The sequence below is a fragment of the Formivibrio citricus genome (genome assembly GCF_900115065.1).
Classification (GTDB): domain Bacteria; phylum Pseudomonadota; class Gammaproteobacteria; order Burkholderiales; family Chitinibacteraceae; genus Formivibrio; species Formivibrio citricus.
Genome location: NZ_FOVE01000014.1, coordinates 15,137 through 36,547 on the forward strand (window position 1 = coordinate 15,137; position 21,411 = coordinate 36,547).

Below are 21,411 nucleotides of genomic sequence, written 5' to 3' on the forward strand. Positions count from 1 at the left end.
TAACCCCGGCAGATTGGATGGTTTTCGCCAGTTTAGCTGACTGTATTTGTAACCGCACGTGCGGCGTGCGTGATGTTTTTTTTGAACGGTGTTTTCTGAAATTTTATGTTGTATGCAAGTGCCGGATCGGGAGGCGAATGATGAATGTCGATCCCTGTCCCTCCTGGCTCATGACTTCGATTTTTCCTCCGTGGTTCTTGACGATGCCGTGCGCCACCGACAGCCCCAGACCTATTCCGGCGCCTACGGGCCGGGTGGTGAAGAAGGGATCGAAAATCCTGGCGATAGCTTCCGCTGGAATTCCCTTGCCATTGTCGGTGATCGATATCCATGCTTCATCCGCGTCGGAGCCGCTGCGAATGGTGATCCGTCCTTGGCCGGTAATGGCTTGGGTTGCGTTGAGCAACAGGTTCATGAATACCTGGTTGATCTGGGCCGGGATGCATTCCACCTGTGGCAGCGTGCCATATTCACATACGACCACGGCTTTATCCTTGATCTCGCTGCCCAATACGTTGAGCGTGCTGTCCAGGCCGGCATGCAGATCCGTCCATATCCATTCGCTGCTGCCAATGCGGGAGAAATCGCGCAGATCCTGAACGATTCGCTTGATCCGTGTAGCTCCATCCATGGATTCGTCGATCAGCTTGCGGATGTCCTCGCGCAGGAATGTGAAGTCGATGTTCTGCTTCATGACCTGGATTCGCCCAAGTAATGCCGGCATGTCTTGCGGGGGACAGGAGTGGCAGCCGGCATAGGCATCGACGACATCGAGCAATTCGGTTACATAGTTCCTGAGCGTTCCCAGGTTGGAGTTGATGAAGCCGATGGGGTTGTTGATTTCATGGGCCACCCCGGCGGCCAGTTGCCCGATGGAGGCCATTTTTTCCTGTTGGAGCATTTGCGACTGGGCGTTTTTCAGCTCGGTATGCGCAAGCTCGATTTCCACTACTTTTTGCGCCAGCAGTGCTTGTGCCCGCCTGCGTTCGGCAATTTCGCTGTGCAATTCCTGGTTGGATTGCTGAAGGCGTGCGGTGGTGGCCTGCAGGTTGTTGTTGATGACGAAAAGCTCTTCCGTTCTTTTCTCAACGCGGATTTCCAGTTCGTCATGGGCGCTCTGCTGGTCCGTTTCCCTGGCATGCAGAATGCTGCTCATGGCTTGGAAATCGCTGGCGAGCTTGCGCAATTCAGCAAAGGACGAAGGGATGGTTGTGAGCGTATTGACCTGGCTGAAATCGCCCATGGCCAGCGAGTTGGCGCTCCGGCTGAGTTGCTCCAGCGGCGCGATGAAGTGCCTCTGTATCCGTTTGCGCAGGTTCCAGGCCAGTGTGATCCATATCGCAAGAGATGCACTGAAAATCAGGGCAAAAATCCAAGCATATGAGACCATGAAAACGGACAGGGGGAGCTGGTTCACGATCAGCCAGCCGGTTTTTTCCACCCGCGTAGCGCTTCCCAGTACTTTTTCTTGGCCATACGCATAGAAGTCTTCGGATATTCCCGTCAGCATGCTGTGGAAAATCCCGAGATTGCTCAGGTTTGTCTGCTGCTTGACCTGCGCCGCGTCCGGGTGCGCCAGCAGGGTGCCACTTTGATCCATGATGAACACGAAATCCTTGCCAAGACCGCTGGAAATGCGGTCGATCTCTTTCTGGAAGACGCCGAGGTTCAGCTCCCCTACCACGCTGCCGCCTTTGGCAAGCTTTCGGACCAGGTAGACGGTCGGGGCGCCGGTCCGGACCGAAATGAAGGGGCGGGAAATACTGTAATTCTTATTCGAGACGTTTTTGAAGTCCGGAAGATTCGACATGTCCAAGCCCGCGTAATTCGGCTCGGGCGGCATGATCAGAACGATGTTGTCGTTTTCGTCCAGTTGGTACAGGGTGTCGAAGTAACCGTAGGCTTCCCATGTGCTCTTCATGAAAACCTGCAGGTTTTTCTCGCCCGAGGCCTCGGCCATGCGGGCAACGGCGTCCAGGATTCTTCCGCCATGATCGAGATGATGATCCACGATCCGGGACAGGGATTGCACGACCTGTTGCTGCTGATTTTGCAAAAATTTCAGGCCCAGATAACTCATTCCCGCAACTGCGCCGATTCCTGTTGCAAGCAGCGGCAGGAATACGCGGAACAGAATCAGGCTTAAAAATACGTGCCTGAGTGGAGGAAGTAGCCCGTCTTTTGTCATGGTGCAGCCCGCGCAGGCAGGATCAATTCAGTTTGCCGAGAATCACAAATTTCCCGTTTTCGATGCCGCTCAAGTAAAAAGGCCGTTGAACGTCGCCATATTGGTCAAGAGAGAAATTGTCCATCAAGCCCTGGAAATTCCTGGTTTCCTGCAGGGCTTCCTTGAGTTTGGCGGACGAACCCCCCGTTTTTTTCAGCGCCTTGGCCAATACCATGGCGGCTTCATAGCCGAATGCCGCGCCGAACGACGGCGCGTTGCCGAACCGGGATTGATAGCTGTTCCTGAATTCGACAAAGGCGGGAGTCGAACTGCTCAGCGCATAGGATTGCTCAAGTTTCAATCCTTCCACAGCCTTGCCCCCGTTGCTGATTAGTGTTTCCGTCTGCGCCCAGGCCGAGGTGAACAGGGGAATTTTCCAATCCATGATGCGGGTTTTTTGCGCGATGAGCGCCGTATCGATATCGGAGGCGATGACGAGTAGTCCTTCCGCCTTTCCGCCGCGCAATCGCGTCAGCAGGGGCGAGAAGTCGGGGCGAGCTTTCGACGAGAAGCTGCCTTCGCCCGAAATGACGCCGCCCAAGGCGACATATTTCTCTGAAAACGTCGTGCTGTACGTTTTGGCATAAGCTGCGTTGTCTGTGTCATGAATGACGGCCAGCCGTTTCAGTCCGCCGGTTTTGTAGACGTATTCCGCGAAGGCCTGTGCGCTGTCCTTGAATGTGGGGTAGACCCGGAAGAAATGGTCATCCAGCCCGCTCAGTGCCGGGGAGGATACCGTCGGGCTGATCATGACCATTTTGGCCGGGTTGGTAATTTTCAGTCCGGCCATGGTTTGCCCGCTGGTGGCGTGCCCGATGATGGCGACGACGCCGGCCTTGATGAGTTCTTCGTCGGCGGCTTGGGCTTTTTCAGGTATGCCGAAATCGTCACGGATGACCAGTTCGATCTTGCGCCCCGCAATGCCGCCTTCCGTATTGATCTTTTCCACGGCCAGTTGAACGCCGTTGCGTTCCTGAACGCCCAGTTCAGCCTGTGTGCCGGTCATCTGGGCGACGAAACCGACAAGAACGGGCTTCTTCCCGGAGCAGGCAGAGAGGGAGAGTCCTGCAAGGCTTGTGAGCAAGAATGCCAGAGCTTGACGAAACGATGGTGTTTTGCGGAGTTGCGGGGTTTTGGGGGGCATGGCAAGTCATCTCCAAGGCTGCGCGTTTCACAGGTTTGCTGGTGCACTCAAGAGATGGCTTGGATGGTTTGTAAAGACTCTTTTTTGGGGGGGGCAAAAAGGCTCCCGGCCGCACCTTTTTCAGCATAGAAAATTTCCGGCGATTTTTCATGGCGGACGCGCAATAAAAAACCCCGCAGCTTGCGGCTGCGGGGTTTCGAGTATGCGTCACCGGAAACGGCTTACTTGAGCTTGGTTTCCTTGTACATCACATGCTTGCGGACGACGGGATCGAACTTCTTGATCTCCATCTTTTCCGGCATGGTGCGCTTGTTCTTGGTCGTGGTGTAGAAATGGCCGGTGCCGGCGCTGGATTCGAGCTTGATCTTGTCACGCATGATGGCTGCCTTTTAACTTAGATTTCGCCGCGGGCGCGCAGGTCGGCCAGAACGGCCTCGATGCCCACCTTGTCGATGGTGCGCAGGGCGGCGTTGGAAACGCGCAGACGCACAAAGCGGTTTTCGCTCTCAACCCAGAAACGGCGGGATTGCAGGTTCGGGAGAAAACGACGTTTGGTTTTGTTGTTCGCGTGGGAAATGTTGTTCCCGGTCACAGGACGCTTGCCGGTGACTTTGCATACTCGTGCCATGATTCAGTTTCCTGCTTGGACTTCTAGAAAGGGCGAATTTATAACACGGATTTGCAAGTCTGTTCAAGTGCTTGTTGAAATTGCCCTCTCCCGTTCGGGGCGGAAAGGGTGTTTTGGTGTGCCAGCATGCTCTGCGTTTCAACGGGGGTGCGCCGGAATGCCTTTCGTCGGTCGATAAAGTATCACGCCTAAAGCTTATTCCATTTTTGACGATCAATTTCCTAATGCAATGATTTTTCGGAAAAATCGTGGATATCCTTCAACTTCTTTCCATTGAGGAGCGGGCCGTGACTCCGGCCAAGCCGGCCGCGCGGACTGATGTGTTACCTCAAGGTTCGACAGGTACGTCCTCGAAGGAATCACCGGTATCGGATGGTTTGCAAAGCCTTGCCGGCACCGGGTGGGATGGGGTTGAGCGCAGAAACAACGTGGAGCGACGTAGCGGCGACCGCCGGCAGCTGGGCCGGAAAGGTCCGCTTGATACCCGCACCGGAAACGACAGGCGGCTCATTGCTCGCCGGTCCACGGATCAGGCACTGGCTGGCCGCCTGTTCATCAAGGTTTAGGGAGGCGCTGAACAATTGCAGAGAGCTTCCCCAAGTTCCGAAGGCGCCCAATCACTCCTGCGCCGGAACCAGCACCGTACGGTTGCCGTTGGTCTCCATCGAGCTGACGAGGCCGGCCGCTTCCATTTGCTCGATGAGGCGCGCGGCGCGGTTGTAGCCGATGCGCAACTGTCGCTGTACGGCAGAGATCGAGGCGCGGCGTGATTTGAGGACGAACGCCACGGCTTCGTCGTAGAGCGGGTCAGATTCGTCGTTTCCGCTGCCACCGCTTTCCCATGGCAGGCCGCTGCCGCCGCTCGCGGCTTCGGCTTCGAAACCGCCGTTGAGTACGCCTTCCTCATATTCCGGTTCGCCGAACTGCTTGAGGTATTCCACGACCTTGTGCACTTCGTCGTCAGCCACAAAAGCGCCGTGCACGCGCAGCGGGTAGCCGGTGCCCGGTGGCAGGAACAGCATATCGCCCTGGCCGAGCAGGGCTTCGGCGCCCATCTGGTCGAGGATGGTGCGGCTGTCGACCTTGCTGGAGACCTGGAAGGCCATGCGTGTCGGGATATTGGCCTTGATGAGGCCGGTAATTACGTCCACGGACGGACGCTGGGTGGCGAGCACCAGGTGGATGCCGGCAGCGCGCGCTTTCTGCGCCAGACGGGCGATGAGTTCCTCGATCTTCTTGCCGGCGACCATCATCAGGTCGGCGAATTCGTCGACGATGACCACGATCAGCGGCAGCGGATCCAAGCGCTCGGGGTTATCCGGCGTCAGGCTGAACGGATTGGTGAGGTGCTGGCCAGCCTTGGCGGCTTCGCGGATCTTCTTGTTGTAGCCTTCGAGGTTGCGCACGCCGGCGTGGCTCATCAGGCGATAGCGCTTTTCCATTTCCGCCACGCACCAGTTGAGCGCGTTGGCGGCGAGCTTCATGTCGGTGACCACGGGCGCCAGGAGATGCGGAATGCCGTCATAGACGGAAAGCTCCAGCATCTTCGGGTCGACCATGATGAAGCGCACTTCTTCGGGCGTGGATTTGTAGAGCATCGACAGGATCATGGCGTTGACCCCGACCGATTTGCCCGAGCCGGTGGTGCCGGCGACCAGCATGTGCGGTGCGCGTGCGAGGTCGGTGACGACCGGGCGACCGGTGATGTCCTTGCCGAGCGCGATGGTTAGCTTGGAGTGGTGCTGGTGGTAGGTTTCGGATGAGATGATTTCCGATAGACGGATGGTCTGGCGGGAGGGGTTCGGCAGTTCCAGACCCATGCAGGTCTTGCCGGGTATGGTTTCCACGACGCGGATCGAAACCAGCCCCAGCGCGCGCGCCAGATCTTTCATCAGGTTGACGATCTGCGCGCCCTTGACGCCCACGGAAGGCTCGATTTCGTAGCGGGTGATGACCGGACCGGGGTAGGCGGCGATGACCTTGACCGAGACGTTGAATTCGGCGAGCTTGGCTTCGATCAGGCGCGACGTGTATTCCAGTGTTTCCAGACTGATGGTTTCCTGGGCTGCAAGCGGAGGGGCCAGCAATGTGACCGGCGGGAGCATGGAATCCCCGGTTGGCAGGGGGATGTCGCCGAAATCGAACAGCGTGGGCTGAACCGCTTTCTTCTTTTCTTCCTCGGCGTGTTTTTCGAACGCCTTGGCGGCGGCTTTGGCGACAGGTACTTCGAGTTGTTGCGGCTCGATGCGGACCGGCGGTTTGTCGACCTGCTTTTTCTTTTCTTCGACCACGCGCTCCTCGCGCTTGACCGCGGCTTGGCGGCCGATGCGGCGGTCGTTCGCAGCCTGAATCAGGTTACGGGTTTTGAAGAAGGTGAATTCCAGACCCCCGCCGACCTTTTCCATGACATCCAGCCACGAGATATTGGAGAAAAGCGAGAGCCCCAGGCCGAATGCCACGACCAGTGCCAGCGTGGCGCCGGAAAAACCCAGCAGCGTGTTGAGCCAGCCCGCGAGCGCAACCCCGAAGAGGCCGCCCGGCGCGAGCGGCAATGCGATTTTCAGGCTGTGCAGGCGCAGCGCCTCAAAGCAACTGCTGGCCAGGAGCAGTATGACAAAACCGGTGCAGGCAAAGAACACCACGTGGCGCGATTCGTCTTCGACGCGGTCGATGCGGCGATAGCCCCAGAGGATTGCACCAAAGCAGAAAACAACCCACCACCAAGCCGAAAGTCCGAACAGGTAGAGCAGAAGGTCTGCGATGATGGCACCGAACGCCCCGCCTCGGTTGTAGATGGAACCGCGCGTGGCGCTGTGCGACCAGCCGGGATCGGCCGGGTTGTAGGTGGCGAGTGCAAGCACGAGATAGATGACCAGGCCGACCAGAAGCAGCCACCACGACTCACGCAGCAGGTTGGCGAGCTGCGGCGGCAGTGCGGCCCGGCTGGAGACGTTGGCGACGTTTTTCTTGCGGAAGATGGCCATTGAATAAAATGTATGTACCTGATTGTTTGCCCGATTATAACGGCGGGGGCGCAGTAAGGGGTAAAGTGTGTAACGGTGCAAGGGCTGCCGCGGGCGGGCGTTGCCGCGGTCGCAGGTATCGGGCTACGTGGTGTGTTGCCCGTGGATGAACGTCACTAGCTCATGAACGGGCATCGGCCGGCCGACATGGTAGCCTTGCAGAATGTCGCAACCGTGCTCGGTGAGGAACGCCGCCTGCGCTTCCGTTTCTACGCCCTCTGCCACGACGGTGATTCCCAGCGCCTGGGCCATCTGGATCACGGCAGAGACAATGGTTGCATCTTCGTTGTCGCCGGGGAGGCTTTGCACGAACTGCTGGTCGATTTTCAGCGTGCTGACCCGGAAGCGCTTGAGATAGCCGAGCGATGAGTAGCCGGTCCCGAAATCGTCGATGGCCAGTGTGAATCCGGCGTCATGGAAGGCTTTCAGTACGTCCGAAGCATTTTCGTCGATCAGGGCGTTTTCCGTGATCTCGAACTGGAAACGCTCCACGCTCTCGCCGAACCCCGTGAGCGTCAGGCAGGCATTGCCCACGATCGCGGTGCCGCGCGTCATTTCCTTGGGCGAGACGTTGATCGCGATCTTCGGCAACTCAATGCCGCTTTGCCGCATGTGGGCAAGATCCCGGCATATCCGGCCGACCAGCCAGGCACCGATCTCGATGATAAGGCCGGTTTTCTCGGCGACGGGAATGAATTCGCCGGGCGAAACGGATTTGCCGTCATCCTGCCGCCAGCGGATCAATGCTTCAACCCCGACAATTTCGCGGGTCGTGGCGCAGACTTGAGGCTGATAGGCAACATACAAGCCGCTGCCGGGATCCTTGATGGCCTGGCGTAACCCGGCCTCGATTTGCAGGTCGTTGCGGATCTTGCGGTTGATTTCTTCGGAAAAAAACTGGGCGCGGTTTTTCCCTTGGGCCTTGGCTGCATACATGGCCATGTCGGACCAGCGGATCAATGTGGCCGGATCTTCGCTGTCGTTGGGCATCATCGTCACGCCAATGCTCAGGCCGACGTGGCTCGGGATGGGCTGCGTTGGAAACGGCTCTGTCATGGCCTGGATCATTTTCTGGGCGACACGTTCGACATTGCGCGGATCGCCGACCTTGAACAGGATCGCCGCGAATTCGTCGCCGCCTATGCGGGCGATGATGTCGTCGTCGCGAACGCTTTTCTTCAAGCGATCGGCAATCATCCCCAGTACTTCGTCGCCGGCATGGTGGCCGCAAAGATCATTGACCTTCTTGAAGTCGTCGACGTCGATGAGGAACAGCGCCGCGTTTTCCTTTTCCCGCTTGATGCGAATCATGGCTTTCTTCAGTTCGTGCTCGAAGAAGCGCCGGTTGGGTAAGCCCGTGATCCGGTCGTAAAGAGCCATCTGCTCAAGCTGGCCCTCAGTGAGTGCCATTTTGTTTCTCAGCCCGGCGGTGAAGCGGCGGGCAAGCAAAAGCGCGACGAGCCCGATGGCAGCCAGGCCGACCGCGTATTCCAGCAGGTTCAGGTAAAGCTGCCTGTGGCTGACATGCAACACGAGCGAACCGATCCGGTTGCCGTCCTGGCTGATTTCGGTGCGCAGCAAGCCGGTAAAACGCTGCAGTTCGGTCTTGCCAACTGGCGGGGTGTTCTGCGCGCGCGGGTCGATGCGATCCGGGAAAATCCGGTCGGTGTCGTTGGCCACGATAAACAGCGAGCCGTCAGCAAGATAGAACGCTCCGCCGAGGATGCGGGGGTTGAGCAGAATGGTCCCGAGGCTTTCGCGTGCGGCTTTGCCGTCGTCGAAAACCAGTGCAGCGACACTGTTCGCGCCCACGATGGCGGCTTGGGTTTGCAGCTCTTCCTGCATCTGCTTGTGGCCGGAGAGATACTGGTGGGTCATCAAGAGCAGGAAGGCAACCAGCACCGATACCGATGTCGTCAGCAGGTTCAGGCGCTTGGTGTCGCGTGTGAGGGCGAATATTTCCATGGTCTATTCGATGATGCGTCTGGCAAGCCGTAGCGCTTTGGAACTGACCTGCAGTTTGGCTTGTCGGGCAGCGCGCAGATCGAAGTCGAAAACGATACGGCCGGCAGCCACGTCCAGATTCAGCATGGTTCCTTGCTGGAGGTAGGCCGGCGAATCGCTGACCAGCAGAACAGGCTGGTCGCGAACCAAGGCCAAGACTTCCGGTAGCAAGGGCTGATCTGCCGAAGACAGATAGATCGCGTTGCAACTCCGAAGCGTATCGATACTTTTCTTTTGCACCTGCACGGTTTTGTTCCTGATCGATTTTCCGTTGGCCTCGTTGAGGGCTTCCGCTACCGGACTGCTGTCAAGATAGCAAATACGCAGCTGGTTCGAAATCAACCCGGGATATTGCGGCCAGTCGACGAACATCAGCATGTTGACGATGATCGCTGCCTTGAGCGCGGGCTCGGATGCTCGGGGTTGGGCGCTGGCCGTGGCCGGGGCGCCGGCGAGATACAGTGCCAGCAGCGCTATGGCGCAGGCTTTCCGTGAAAGGCTGGATCGGAAGGAAACCATTTTTCCGCTCAGAGCCCCAATGTTGCGCGCAGCATGAACTGGCGTCTGGGTTGTTCGACGGCATGCTGAACCAGATAGGCGTTGGTGGGCGCGTAGTAGCGCCGGTTGCCGATGTTGTAGACGGCAATGCTGACCTGCCCGAGCTTGTTGCTTCTGGCCGACGACAGCTTCAGATTGACGATGCCGTAACCGGGAACTGCGCCGTTGTTGCCATCGCGCGCTGCAACGCCGAGCATTTCCCCGGACGCGATCCAGCCATGGGGCAACGGAACGTCGGCGACCAGTTTGCCCAGCCATTTGGGCGAGTCGGCCAGTATCCCGCCGTTTTCCAGCTTGCTGCGTTGCCAACTCACGCTGCCGCGCAGGCGGTAGCCGCCGCTCCAGCGGTTTTCGGCATCAAGTTCGACGCCGCGAGCCCGGACCTTGCCAAGGTTGGTATAGGTCGAAACGCCGGACGAATCGGTTACCTGGTCGATCAGGTTGCGGATGTCGTTGTCGTAAAAGCTGGCACCGACGCGCCCGCCCTGTCCGATGCGATAGGTGGCGGACAACTCCCGGCTGTGAATTTGCTCCGGTTTGAGGTTCGGGTTGGCCGATTGCGTGACGTTGCCGTCGTGGTAGAAACGCTCGTAGGCATTGGGGAAACGGTAGGCATTGCCCAGCATGGCCTTCAGGGCCAGACGCGGGGTGGCATTCCAGATCAGCGCCGCCCGCGGCGAGGTGACGCCCGAGTAGTCGCTGTGCTTGTCGTGGCGCAAGCTCAGGTTCAGCAGCCATTCCGGGAGGAAACGCCATTCGTCCTGGGCAAAGACGCTGACGACACGCGACGGATTGTTGGTGTCGAGGATCGCGCTCCTTGGATCGGTCTCGTAATAGACCTGCTCGACGCGGGTATTCCACTGCGCATCCACGCCAGCCATCAGCTTGTGCTGGGCGAAACCGGTATAGGCCAGGTGGAACTCGCTGCCCAGCCACTCGGCTGTGGCGCGGTCTTTCGAGTTGGGCGAAGTTTCGTAGCGGTAGCTGCCGTCATAGCGGTAACCGCCGCGATACGCCCGGAAGCTCGGCTGCCAGCCCTTGTGGTTGTCGCCGTCGTAGCGCAGCTCGATCAGGCTGGTTGTGTCGCGGTTCCAGGTGCCGTCCGCGCCGAACATCGTGCCCCACGGTGCGGTGGCCAGGTCTTTCGTGCGCGAGCTGAAATTGCCGGCCAGCCGCCAGTTGCCCCAGCGGAATTTTGCGTACGCCTTGTGGTAGCGCTCGCCGTCGAGGCCGTCGGCGCGGCCGTTGCTGGTGCCGTTGTGGTATTCGGGGAAGTAGAAGTTCTCGCCGCCGGATTGGTAGGCCGCCAGGCCCAGAAACCAGTCGCGCTCGCCCTCCAGCTTTTGCCCCGCTACGAGGCCGAAGCGCTGGGTGTTCCAGGTCCCGGCATCGAGCGATGCCCGGGCGCCGTTGATGTCGCCACCTTCGAGCATGACCGTGTTGACCGTTCCGAACAGGGCGTTCGGGCCATAGACGGCCGAAGCCGGGCCGGACACGAATTCAAGGCGCTTGACCCAGTCGATCTCGATGGGCGCTTCATTGCCGAACAGGGCTTGGTCGTAGAGCGGATCGTTGCGCCGTGCGCCGTCGGTCAGGAGCAGGATGCGCGTGCCGTAGTCGCCCGGACGGTTGAAACCGCGCACACCGAGGTAGGTGTAGTTGTGGTCGTTGCTGGAATAGACACCGGGCACCGTGACGAGCGCTTCCGCCAGATTGCGGTAGCCGTGCTGGCGCAACTCGTCTTCTTCGATTACAGCAACCGTGGCGGGGGCTTCTGTGGTGGACTGCGCAAAGCGCGATGCGCTGACGACCTCGATCTTGAGCAGCTCTTCGAGCGGCAGGTCGATCAGCTTGCCGGCTTCGAGCGAGGCCGCAGCCAGCGGCGAGAATAACAAGGCTCCCCAGCAGGCGAGCCGGGAAAGATGCAAGCTCTTGCCCCGTTTCTTCCGGCGCTCGAGAAGAGGGGAGAGAGTGTGCAAAGGCATGGTTTCTCTTCTTTCAAAGAAAATCAGCAAGGATGGAGCCGCCAGACAGCGATGGTGCTATAGAACGGCAATGCGTGTCCAGCGCGGGCTTGCTCGCCAGCGACGGGATGGCTGTGGGAGCGGATGAAATCCGCGAATCGAAGCGGGGTCGGCGGATGGTGTTATGCGCCTGACGGCGCGCTGGTTTGAATGCCGGGAGTTCGTCCCGGCGGCCGAGTTTCTTTTCTTGTCTCGCCAAGAAAAGAAACCAAAAGAAGGCGCCCCCGCTTGGCGGCCCTCCGGGCTACCCTCGGTCGGTCGCGAGCCAATTTTGTAAACAAACTTGTCTCGCTCCGCTTCCTCGGCGCTGGCTGAGGGGAAGGAAAACCGTCTGCAATGGAAACAATAGCTGCCCACGTTTGTATCCCTCGCGGTTCGCTGTTCCCGTGGCAATTGCGTAAGCAGCGCTTGCTGTTTGAATGCCGCGCCAGTTTACTCTCGTGGAGAGGCAGATGATTGCACGCTGAATGTCTTGCTCTGGCGGCCAGCGGCAGAAGGCGAAATGATGGCGTGACGCCGCAGAATACAACCAGAGAAATCCTCGATAAACGGGCTCTTTCCTGTCAGATGACGCGGTTCGCCCTTCGCGTCTAGAAAAAGCAGAACCCATGTGCCGTCGTGGGCATGCTCCAACGGAGCGGGATAGATTCGCCCGGTCACGGGGTGCCGGAAGTCTCCATCGTAGGGATGTGAAGCGCAAACCTCGTTCCAGTCAAAAGGAGTCAAGGCCGAAAGTTGCGTCGGCACTTCAATCCGGTTCAGGCGATAACTGAACAGACTGCCAAGGACTAGTTGAGATGAGTCCCCCGCGACCAGTAGCGGGATAGACAAAATGGCAGCGACCAGCAGCTTGAGGCTGAATCGGTTCTGCATCAAATTAACTATGCAAATACCCCGCCAGCTTGTTTTCCAGCAGGCGCGGGTTTTCGCCGTTGGCGATGGAGTAGAGCCCTTCGGCCAGCATCTCGCGGCGGCGGACTTCGAGGGCGATGTAGTACTTGAGTTTGGTGGCTATCGGCAGGAAGAAGAGGTTGGCGCCGCCCACGCCGTAGATGGTGGCGACGAACGCGACGGCGATGCCGGCGCCGAGGCGCGAGGGGTCGGAGAGGTTTTCCATCACATGGATCAGACCGAGCACCGCGCCCAGAATGCCAAAAGTGGGCGAATAGCCGCCGGCGGATTCCCAGATGCGCGCTGCGGCGCGGGCGTGTTCCTCGTAGGATTCGATGTCGAGCTCCATCGCGCGCAATACGATTGCAGGCTCGGCTCCGTCGACCACCATGGTCAGGCCGCGTTTCACGAAGGGGTCTTTTTCGCTGTGCATGTAGGCTTCCAGTGCCAGCAAGCCGTTGCGACGCGCCTGTTGCCCCCAGTTCATCAGCGTGGCGAGTACCTTGCGGAAATCGAGCTGCGGTGGAACGAAAATCCAGCCCAGCATGCGCACGCCGGCGATGAAGTGTCGTGTCTGGCTTTGCAGCATCACGGCGCCCGTGGTGCCGCCGATCACGATCAGGAAGGCGGTAAGCTGTAACAGCGAGCCCAGATGCCCGCCTTCCAGTACCTGCCCGAGCAGGATGGCGGCCAACCCCAGTGCGATGCCGATGATGCTGATCTTGTCCATTCAATATCCTGAAAATATGCTGGTTACTTGCCCAGCCAGTCTTTGAGCCGGACTCGTAGCCGCGCCACGGCTTGGCTGTGGAGCTGGCAGACGCGCGATTCGGTCACGCCGAGCACGGCGCCGATTTCCTTGAGGTTGAGTTCCTCGTCGTAGTAGAGCGCCATCATCAGTTTTTCACGTTCCGGCAGCGCTTCGATGCCCTCAATCAGCAGCTTGCGGAAGGCCGCGTCGGTCAGGATGCTGTCGGGGTCGGCTTCATGGTCGGCGGCGTACTGGTCGAGCTGGTCGTTTTCGTCGCTTTCCTCGAAGTCTTCGTAATGTACCAGTTGGTGCCCGCGTGCGTCGGCCAGCATGCCCTGGTATTCGGCCAGCGGAACTTGCATCGCGGCTGCGACTTCGCTTTCCTGTGGCGCGCGGCCCAACTGGTGTTCCAGCTTGGCAACGGCGCTTTCGATTGCGCGCATGTTGCGCCGTGCCTGGCGCGGTAGCCAGTCCGAGTTGCGCAGTTCGTCCAGCATCGCGCCACGGATGCGCTGGGAGGCATAGGTCTCGAACTGCACGCCGGCGTTGGGATCGAAATTGCGCGCGGCATCCATCAAGCCTATCAGGCCGACCTGATAGAGGTCGTCCACTTCCACGCTGGCCGGCAGGCGGCTGACCAGATGGTAGGCCAGGCGCCGTACCAGTGGCATGTACTGGGCGACGCGATCCCCTTCGGCGGTGGATTGCGTGGATTGATAGAGCGAAAGTGCGCGCGGACTGGCCATGACGAGGTCTTGAATAAACGCCTTTCAGTTTAGAGCCTATTTCATCAGGCGGCTATGCCTACCGAAGCAGACTGTCCGGAAAGACGAAACTCCCCAAAATAATCCGTTATTTTGCCAGTGTCATTTCCAGATCGCTCAATGCCTCGGCCAGCGCCCGGTCGAAGCCCGCGACAGCCGTGGCGGCGTCAGGTGAATCGAGCGCGATTCGCTTGCTGAAGCGCCATTCCGGACGGACCAGCGCATCGTTCCTGCCGACGAGCCAGGCGCGCAGGACAACGACGGCGGTCGGCGCTTTGGGTTCTCGTACATCGATGTAGAACTCGGCGAGTTCGCCTTCGAGCGTCAGGTCGGCGGCCAGCAGGCTGCCGGCCGGAGCAACTGCGCGGAACAGGCCGCTGGCGGCTAGCCAAGCGCGGGTGCGCTCGGCGGCCAGCGTGGCGGGTGGGGCGACGAAAATACGGTAGGGATCGGCGACGTAACGCTGGTCGGTTTCGCGGTAGACCAGGCTGGAGGTGCGGTTGACCTGCGTGACGCGGAAATCCTGCACGCGCAACAGACCGAAGCGGGCTTGGGCTGCGCCGGTTTTCGATGCGGAACGCGCGGCGCCGAACTGGTAGACGGTTTTTTCCGGCGCGGCGGTTTGCAGGCTGCACGCGCCCAGCAGCAGGGCGGCGAGCAGCGGGAAGGTGCGAATGGCTGGCGTTTTCATCGTGGCGGCTCGTAGGGTTTCGGGGGTGCTCCCAGTAACAGCCCGGCCGGGTTGCGCTGGGCGTTTTCGGATAGCGATTTGAGGTTGGCGCTGATCTCGTTGAGGTTGTCGACCAGCGCCGAGATTTCCTGGTCGCGGCTGGAGAGCAGCCGGTCGATGCGGCCCAGCGACTGGTTGAGACGGGCGACGGTCTGGTTGAGTTCCGGATTTTCCAGCAGCTCGCGCGCCCGCTTGGCACTGGCGGCGATGTCGGCCGGCGCGGAAGCCAGTGCTGGATCGGCCAGCAGCTTGTTGAGGTGGCGGTTGCTGTCGCGTACTTCCGCGACCAACGCGCTGGCCTCGCTGGCCAGTTTGCCGACCGGTGCTTTGGCAAGCTGATCCGAGAATCGCTCGACATTCTGGCCGATGCGCTCCATTGGAATTGCCTCGATTTTGCGCTCCGTGGTTTCCAGTACGCGGTTCAGGCGGGTGAGCGAGGCTTCGATGTCGATGCGCTGCAGGCGCCCCAGCGTATCCTGGAAGGCGTTGACGAACTGCTTGACCGTGCTCTTGGTGGACGGGATGTAGAGATTTTTCGGCTTCCAGTCGATGGGAAGGATCTGGTTCTGGCCAGATTCGACATAGTCGATTTCCAGATAGCTGGTGCCGGTCAGACCCTGTGGCGTGAGCTTGATGCGCAAGCCGCGCGCGATGCCTTCGTTGAGTGTGGCCTGGTCCGGCGTGGCGATCTTGGGATCGCCGAACACGTCGTTCTTGATCTTGGCCTGTACCATGACGTACTGGTAACGATCCTTGACCGGTTTGTCCTGCTCATAGCGGGTATGGGAAAACCCCAGTTCGCTGACTTCGCCGACCACCACACCGCGATAACGGATCTTGGAGCCGATGTCGATGCCCTGGACCGATTCGTCAAAGTAGGTTTCCAGCATCGTGTAGGTGGTGAACCATTTCTTGGCGCCCAAGCCGATCATCAGGCCGGCACTGATCAGCAGCGAGGCCAGGACAAACAGCCCCAGGCGGTAATGGGTTTTGTGTTCGGTCATGATCCCAATCTCAAGATCCCGTCAAATGATTTTCCGGCTCGCGCAGGAAGAAGCGGCGTACCCGCGGGTCGGTGTGTTCGGCGAGTTCTGCCGGCGTACCCACGGCAATGATGCCTTGGGCGTCGCGGTCGAGCATGATCGCCCGGTCTGCAATCGCCGCAATGCTGGCAAGTTCATGCGTGACCACGACGATGGTCATGCCCTGGATTTCTGCCAGCCGCCGGATCAGCGCGTCGAGCCCGGCAGAAGTGACCGGATCGAGACCGGCCGAAGGTTCGTCCAGAAACAGGATAGCAGGATCAAGCACCATGGCGCGGGCAATCGCGGCGCGTTTCTGCATGCCACCGGACAACTCGGAGGGCAGAAACGCGGCGAAGTCTTCCAGCCCGACCTGGCGCAGCTTGAGGCGCGCGACGAGGTCAATCGATTTTTCGTCCAGATCGCTGAAGCTTTCCAGCGGCAGGCGCACGTTTTCCAGCACCGTCATCGAGCCGAACAGCGCGCCCGACTGGTACATCACGCCGAAGCGGCGCAGGATGCGTTCGCGCAGGGCGCCGCTGGCGCCTACAAAATCGTCGCCGCCGATCTCGATGCGGCCGGACATCGGCTTGTAGAGGCCGATCAGGTGCTTGAGCAGTGTCGATTTGCCGCAGCCTGAGCCGCCGAGGATGGTGACGACCTCGCCTGCCTCAATGCTGAAATTGATGTCGTCGAGCAAGACCCGCTTGCCGTAGCCGCAGCGCAGGTTTTCGACGCGGATGGTAGGGGCAATCATATTTTCAGGTAGTAGTAGAGCATGGCAAAAAGGCCGTCGGTGACGACGAGGATGACCAGTGTCTGCACGACCGCGCGCGTGGTGGAGCTGCCCACGGCGCTTGCGCCAGCCCCCGTGGCCAGCCCGCGCAGACAGCCGATGGCGGCGATTTCGAGCCCGAAAACGGCAGCTTTGACCATGCCGCCGACGAAATCGGCGAGATTGGTGCTGCTGGCGACCTGGTGAAAGAAGGTGTTGAACGGAATGCCGAAGCCTTCGAGCACCAGTGCGCCGGCTACGAGGCCGACGATTTCCGCGCAGGCAGTCAGAAGCGGGGCCATCAGCAGCCCGGCCAGAAGGCGTGGCAGAACCAGGAAGCGCACCGGGTCGAAGCCGAAGGTCGTCAGCGCGTTGACCTCCTCATTGACTTTCATGGTGCCGATTTCGGCGGCGAAGGCCGCGCCGGTGCGTCCGGCGAGCAGGATCGCGGTGATCAGCGGTCCCATCTCGCGCACGAGCGACAACCCCAGCAGGTTGGCGACGAAGATTTCCGCACCGAACTGGCGCAGCGGCAGCGCGGACTGGAAGGCAAGAATCACGCCTATCAGGAAGGCGATAAGCGAAATGATCGGCAGCGCGTTGGCGCCCGTGAGTTCGCACTGGCGCAGGAAATCCTGCCAGCGCAGGTTCCTGGGATGACGCACGAGGTCGGCGAGATCGGCCGCGATCGCTCCGGTGAAGGTGATCTGCTGGCGCAATTCCAGAAGCCAGTCGTGCAGGAATTGTCCGGCGCGGATCAAGAGCGGCTTGCGGTGAGCCAATTTGCCCGGCGCGAACGGTTTGTCCGGCTCCAGCGAATCGAGCAGACGCTGGAACTCCGGGCGCAGGCCGGCAATGCGGGCACCTTGGCGGTGGAGATCGAACAGCAGCGCGGCCCCCGCGCCGTCGCAAGCGCTGACTTTGCTGGCATCAATGCGGGTCGGGCCGGCGATCCGTTGCCGGGTTTCCTGCCAGAGCGCGCTGACCGTAGACAGCTCCAGTCTGCCGGACAGTGCGAAATCGGCGTCCGAACCCGGCGGGCAAGCATCGAGCGAGGCAAAGGGCGGTGTAGTGTCCATGATCAGTGGCGCAACTGTTCGGAAAGCAAACGACTGGATTCGATCAGGCGGTGCACGAAAACCGCTGGCGTGTCAGCCGGATGGCGCGGCGGGGTCCAGCGCAGCATCGCGTCGGCGAGTTGCCGGAAAGCGATGGCCGATTCCGAATCGGGAAAGGCTTCCAGCACGGATTGTCCCAGGCGCGCGGAACGGTTGAGTTTTTCGTCTTCGGGGACGAAGCCGATCAGCTTGAGGTGGATGCCTTCGCCCAGATACTGGCGTGCCACTTGCCGGATGCGTCCGAACAGTGCAGCGGCCTCGTCGAGCGTTTCCGCACGGTTGACGAGGATGCGGAACTCGTGGCGGCCGTACTCGGTATGCAGCAACTTGATCGTGGCATAGGCATCGGTCAGAGACTCGGCGCGGTTGGTGAGCACCACGACCACGTCGTCGGCGGCGAGGCTCAGTCCGGGAACGTCGCTGTTGGCTGCGGGTCGGGTGTCGAGCAGCAGAAAGTCCGCGCCCTGCGCCAGGTGTTCGAATTCATGCGCCAGCCGCCGCTGTTCCAGCTCGTTGAGGCTTGCGAGCGTCTGCGCGCGGGCGGCAATCGGCAGCACCGAAAAACCGTAGCCGCTATCGACCAAGGCATCGCCCAGGCTCGCTTCGCGGCGCAGTACGGATTCAAAATCGTGGTGGGGCGCGACTTGCAGCCGGTTGCAGACGTTACCAGTGCCGGAAAATTCGTCGAGCACGATTACGTCACGGCTGCGTTGCGCCAGCGCGGCAGCAAGGTTGATGACCAGCGTGGTCGATCCGGCCTCCCCGCGCCCGCCCGCAAGGCTGACGCTGCGGCAGACCGGGGTGGACAACAATTCTCGCAGCCCGGCCGCCTGATCGTGGCCGCGCTTCATCCTAGCCACGGGGTGCTCCGAGGTTCAGGTCGAAATCGAGCGGCATGTCTTGCGCACCCATGAAGATCGGGTACTCGTCTTTCTTGAGCTGGAAGGCGTTGCTGTCTTGCTGGGTGCGGAAAGCGCGGTCGATCAGGTAGCCGGTATTTGCGCCGTGCAGGTCTTCCGGAACACGCTGGCCGTTGGTGACGAAATGCAGCGGCAGGCGGTGGCGGATGGCAACATCGAGACAGCCGCCGAAAGCCATGGTTTCGTCAAGCTTGGTCAGGATGCAGCCCGTCAGGTGGCTGTTGCGGTAGCGGCGCGCCACGTCGTCGAGCGTCGATGCCTGCGCGTTGGCCGAAAGCAGCAGCAGCGTGCCGATGTTTTCCAGGTTGAACAGTGCCAGTTGCTCGCCGATGCGCTGGTCGCGCTGGCCCATACCCACGGTATCGATCAGGACCAGATGGCGGTCGGAAAGGTCCGATAGCGTCAGTTCCAGATCGGTTTCGTCCTTCACGTCGTGAACCGGTACGCCGAGGATGCGCCCGTAGATGCGCAACTGGTCGTGCGCGCCGATCCGGTAGCTGTCGGTGGTCAGGAGCGCGACCGATTGCGGGCCGTGGGCCTGCACCGCGCGCGCAGCGATCTTGGCGACCGTGGTGGTCTTGCCCACGCCGGTCGGGCCGATCAGGGCGTAGACGCCGCCGCGGGTGATGATGTCCTCGCCCGGCACGGGGGTGGGCAGGTTGTGCTTGAGCGCGGCCTTGACCCAGCCGATTCCCTGCTCGATGCTCAATCCGGCCGGCATCTTGTCGATCAACTGGCGTGAAAGCGCCGGGCAGAAGCCGGCCCCGAGCAGTTGGCGCAGGATTTCCAGTTTTTCCGGGGCGTGCTTGGCGAGCTCGTTCCAGGCCATCCCGGCCATCTGGCTTTCCAGCAGGCCGCGCAGCAGGCGGATCTCGCGGGCGATATCCTGGGCGACTTCCTGCTCCTGCAACGAAGGTGCGGGAGGCGTGCGTTCCTCGAAGTCGAGGATCGGCATGGTCCGGGCTGCGGGCGTTACGGCGCGGCGCGGCGGAGGTGCACTGCGCACCGGCTGTGGTTCAGGTTCTGCTTCGTAGCGTGCTTGTTCTTTGGGTGGCGCGGGCGGCGGGGCCTGGCGGTTGCTGCGGATGACCGGAGGCATCTCGGTCGGCAGATCGTCAAGCGTCGGATCGTGGTCTTCATCGGGAATCGCGTAGGAGCGTGCCAGCGCGCGAGCGGCCGGTGGCTGGCTTTGCGCCGATTGCACCAGCCGCGCGCCGTTTTGCGTGGCGCGTGCCGTGGGCTTGGGGGCCGAGGAGCCGGACTGGATGTTGGTCAGGATCGCGACGTCGGCTTCCGCGACGGCCATGATCTCGAACCCGCCCCCGGCTACCTGCCGGTTCGACAGGATGAGCGCATCCGGCCCCAGTTCATCACGAACCTGGCGCAGCGCATCTCGAGTGGTGGCTCCGTAGAACTTTTTAACGACCATAACCGGTTGCCGAATGGAATCCGCTTATTATTGTCCGTAAGTCCCATTCTGTACAAATCTTGTCTGTTTCCCACTCCGTAGCCTGACACGGAGCGGGGAGTTTGGTTCGTATTTGCGTTGTCCGGCGATGAGGCAGGGCGTATCGTCGAACCCATTAAAACTGGCGTTTTGCAAGGATGGAAAATGACGCAAAGCAGTGAATCGGCTGTGGCAAAACACGAAACGGCCTTCCGGGTGCTGGGAGCCATCAGCGTTTCGCATTTCCTCAACGACATGATGCAGTCGCTGATCCTGGCGATGTACCCGCTGATCAAGGGCGGGTTCAACCTGAGCTTTGCCCAGATCGGGCTGATCACCTTTACCTTCCAGGCCACGGCTTCGCTGTTGCAGCCGCTGGTGGGCATGTACACGGATCGTCATCCCAAGCCGTATTCGCTGGTGTTCGGCATGGGCTGCACGCTGACGGGCCTGCTGCTGCTTGCCATGGCGACGAGCTATCCTGGCCTGCTGTGTGCGGCGGCGCTTGTGGGCAGCGGGTCATCGATTTTCCATCCGGAATCGTCGCGCGTGGCGCGCATGGCCTCGGGTGGGCGGTTCGGGCTGGCGCAATCGCTGTTTCAGGTCGGCGGCAATGCCGGAACCGCGCTGGGACCGCTGCTCACAGCGCTGATCGTGATTCCCAACGGGCAGGGCAGCGTGGCCTGGTTTGCGCTGGCCGCGGTGTTGGCAATGGCCGTGTTGTGGAAAGTCGGTAACTGGTATGCGCATCAACAAGCGCAGGGGACGTTCAAGTCCAAGCTGAATCAGGGCGTGAAGCCCGACGCTTTGCCGCGCGGCCAGGTGGTGGCGGCGATTACCATACTGCTGACGCTGATCTTTTCCAAATATTTTTATCTGGCCAGCCTGTCGAGCTACTTCACTTTCTACCTGATGCACAAGTTCGGGATTTCGGTGCAGGCGGCGCAGATACAGCTCTTTGTTTTCCTGTTCGCGGTTGCGGCGGGCACGATCATCGGCGGCCCGGTCGGCGACCGCATCGGCCGCAAGCGCGTGATCTGGTTCTCGATTCTCGGCGTGGCGCCTTTTACCATGATGCTGCCGCATGCCAACCTGTTCTGGACCGGCATTCTCAGCTTCATCATCGGCCTGATTCTGGCGTCGGCCTTTTCCGCGATCATCGTGTTTGCCCAAGAGCTGATGCCGGGGCGCGTGGGCATGGTCGCAGGTTTGTTCTTCGGCTTCTCGTTCGGCATGGGGGCCATCGGCGCGGCGCTGCTTGGCAAACTGGCGGATTGGTACGGGATCGAGTTCGTCTATCAGGTTTGCGCGTATTTGCCGCTGCTGGGGCTGTTGACGGCGTTTTTGCCGGATGTGGGGCGAAAGAAAGCGTGAACGCTAGATAG

Annotated in this window: 19 protein-coding genes; 2 read left to right on the top strand and 17 right to left on the bottom strand. The window is 60.5% G+C overall.

What is annotated here, in order from left to right:
- Positions 1-103 precede the first annotated feature (103 nt).
- From BMZ36_RS09715 to rpmB, 4 genes are all read right to left on the bottom strand, one after another.
- Positions 104-2,188, bottom strand: a complete 2,085-nt coding sequence (locus BMZ36_RS09715) for an ATP-binding protein (RefSeq protein WP_091195305.1) — start codon at positions 2,186-2,188, stop codon at positions 104-106.
- Positions 2,189-2,210: 22 nt separating this feature from the next.
- Positions 2,211-3,371 carry an ABC transporter substrate-binding protein gene (locus BMZ36_RS09720; RefSeq protein ID WP_091195308.1) on the bottom strand — a complete coding sequence of 387 codons (1,161 nt, stop codon included), beginning with the start codon at positions 3,369-3,371 and terminating at the stop codon, positions 2,211-2,213.
- A gap of 221 nt (positions 3,372-3,592) precedes the next feature.
- Complete coding sequence (gene rpmG / locus BMZ36_RS09725; RefSeq protein ID WP_091195311.1) at positions 3,593-3,748, bottom strand: 50S ribosomal protein L33; 156 nt, start codon at positions 3,746-3,748, stop codon at positions 3,593-3,595.
- A 17-nt stretch (positions 3,749-3,765) separates the two neighbouring features.
- Positions 3,766-3,999, bottom strand: coding sequence for a 50S ribosomal protein L28 (gene rpmB / locus BMZ36_RS09730; RefSeq protein WP_091195314.1), 234 nt, complete (start codon positions 3,997-3,999; stop codon positions 3,766-3,768).
- A 248-nt stretch (positions 4,000-4,247) separates the two neighbouring features.
- Here rpmB and BMZ36_RS09735 point away from each other — a divergent pair, with 248 nt between their 5' ends.
- Positions 4,248-4,565 carry a hypothetical protein gene (locus BMZ36_RS09735; RefSeq protein WP_091195318.1) on the top strand — a complete coding sequence of 106 codons (318 nt, stop codon included), beginning with the start codon at positions 4,248-4,250 and terminating at the stop codon, positions 4,563-4,565.
- A gap of 51 nt (positions 4,566-4,616) precedes the next feature.
- Here the strand turns inward: BMZ36_RS09735 and BMZ36_RS09740 are convergent, their stop codons facing one another.
- The 13 genes from BMZ36_RS09740 to flhF all read right to left on the bottom strand — a co-directional run bounded on the left by BMZ36_RS09740 (position 4,617) and on the right by flhF (position 20,008).
- Positions 4,617-6,983 carry a DNA translocase FtsK gene (locus BMZ36_RS09740; RefSeq protein ID WP_091195324.1) on the bottom strand — a complete coding sequence of 789 codons (2,367 nt, stop codon included), beginning with the start codon at positions 6,981-6,983 and terminating at the stop codon, positions 4,617-4,619.
- Positions 6,984-7,106: 123 nt separating this feature from the next.
- Positions 7,107-8,987, bottom strand: coding sequence for a putative bifunctional diguanylate cyclase/phosphodiesterase (locus tag BMZ36_RS09745; RefSeq protein WP_091195327.1), 1,881 nt, complete (start codon positions 8,985-8,987; stop codon positions 7,107-7,109).
- Positions 8,988-8,990: 3 nt separating this feature from the next.
- Positions 8,991-9,545, bottom strand: a complete 555-nt coding sequence (locus BMZ36_RS09750; RefSeq protein ID WP_091195332.1) for a YfiR family protein — start codon at positions 9,543-9,545, stop codon at positions 8,991-8,993.
- Positions 9,546-9,553: 8 nt separating this feature from the next.
- On the bottom strand, positions 9,554-11,569 hold the full coding sequence (locus BMZ36_RS09755) for a TonB-dependent receptor plug domain-containing protein (protein WP_091195335.1): 2,016 nt from the start codon (positions 11,567-11,569) through the stop codon (positions 9,554-9,556).
- Positions 11,570-12,040: 471 nt separating this feature from the next.
- Entirely contained in the window at positions 12,041-12,481 is a 441-nt protein-coding gene (locus tag BMZ36_RS09760; RefSeq protein ID WP_091195338.1) for a hypothetical protein, read from the bottom strand.
- A 4-nt stretch (positions 12,482-12,485) separates the two neighbouring features.
- Positions 12,486-13,229 carry a flagellar motor protein gene (locus BMZ36_RS09765; RefSeq protein WP_091195341.1) on the bottom strand — a complete coding sequence of 248 codons (744 nt, stop codon included), beginning with the start codon at positions 13,227-13,229 and terminating at the stop codon, positions 12,486-12,488.
- Between the two features lie 23 nt (positions 13,230-13,252).
- Positions 13,253-13,996, bottom strand: coding sequence for an RNA polymerase sigma factor FliA (locus tag BMZ36_RS09770; RefSeq protein ID WP_091195345.1), 744 nt, complete (start codon positions 13,994-13,996; stop codon positions 13,253-13,255).
- A 106-nt stretch (positions 13,997-14,102) separates the two neighbouring features.
- Positions 14,103-14,705, bottom strand: a complete 603-nt coding sequence (locus BMZ36_RS09775) for an ABC-type transport auxiliary lipoprotein family protein (protein WP_091195350.1) — start codon at positions 14,703-14,705, stop codon at positions 14,103-14,105.
- The gene (locus BMZ36_RS09780; protein WP_091195355.1) at positions 14,702-15,748 is read right to left on the bottom strand and encodes an MlaD family protein; all 1,047 of its coding nucleotides are present in this window, start codon (positions 15,746-15,748) and stop codon (positions 14,702-14,704) included. Before BMZ36_RS09780 ends, BMZ36_RS09775 begins: the two co-directional genes overlap by 4 nt.
- 10 nt (positions 15,749-15,758) lie before the next feature.
- Positions 15,759-16,523 carry an ABC transporter ATP-binding protein gene (locus BMZ36_RS09785; RefSeq protein WP_091195358.1) on the bottom strand — a complete coding sequence of 255 codons (765 nt, stop codon included), beginning with the start codon at positions 16,521-16,523 and terminating at the stop codon, positions 15,759-15,761.
- The gene (locus tag BMZ36_RS09790; protein ID WP_091195361.1) at positions 16,520-17,620 is read right to left on the bottom strand and encodes an ABC transporter permease; all 1,101 of its coding nucleotides are present in this window, start codon (positions 17,618-17,620) and stop codon (positions 16,520-16,522) included. Before BMZ36_RS09790 ends, BMZ36_RS09785 begins: the two co-directional genes overlap by 4 nt.
- 2 nt (positions 17,621-17,622) lie before the next feature.
- A complete protein-coding gene (locus BMZ36_RS09795) occupies positions 17,623-18,510 on the bottom strand; it encodes a MinD/ParA family ATP-binding protein (protein ID WP_091195365.1) in 888 nt (295 codons plus the stop codon).
- Between the two features lies 1 nt (position 18,511).
- Entirely contained in the window at positions 18,512-20,008 is a 1,497-nt protein-coding gene (gene flhF, locus BMZ36_RS09800) for a flagellar biosynthesis GTPase FlhF (protein ID WP_091195369.1), read from the bottom strand.
- Positions 20,009-20,191: 183 nt separating this feature from the next.
- Between flhF and BMZ36_RS09805 the strand changes: the two genes are divergently transcribed.
- Positions 20,192-21,400 carry an MFS transporter gene (locus BMZ36_RS09805; protein ID WP_091195373.1) on the top strand — a complete coding sequence of 403 codons (1,209 nt, stop codon included), beginning with the start codon at positions 20,192-20,194 and terminating at the stop codon, positions 21,398-21,400.
- The last annotated feature ends 11 nt before the right edge of the window (positions 21,401-21,411 follow it).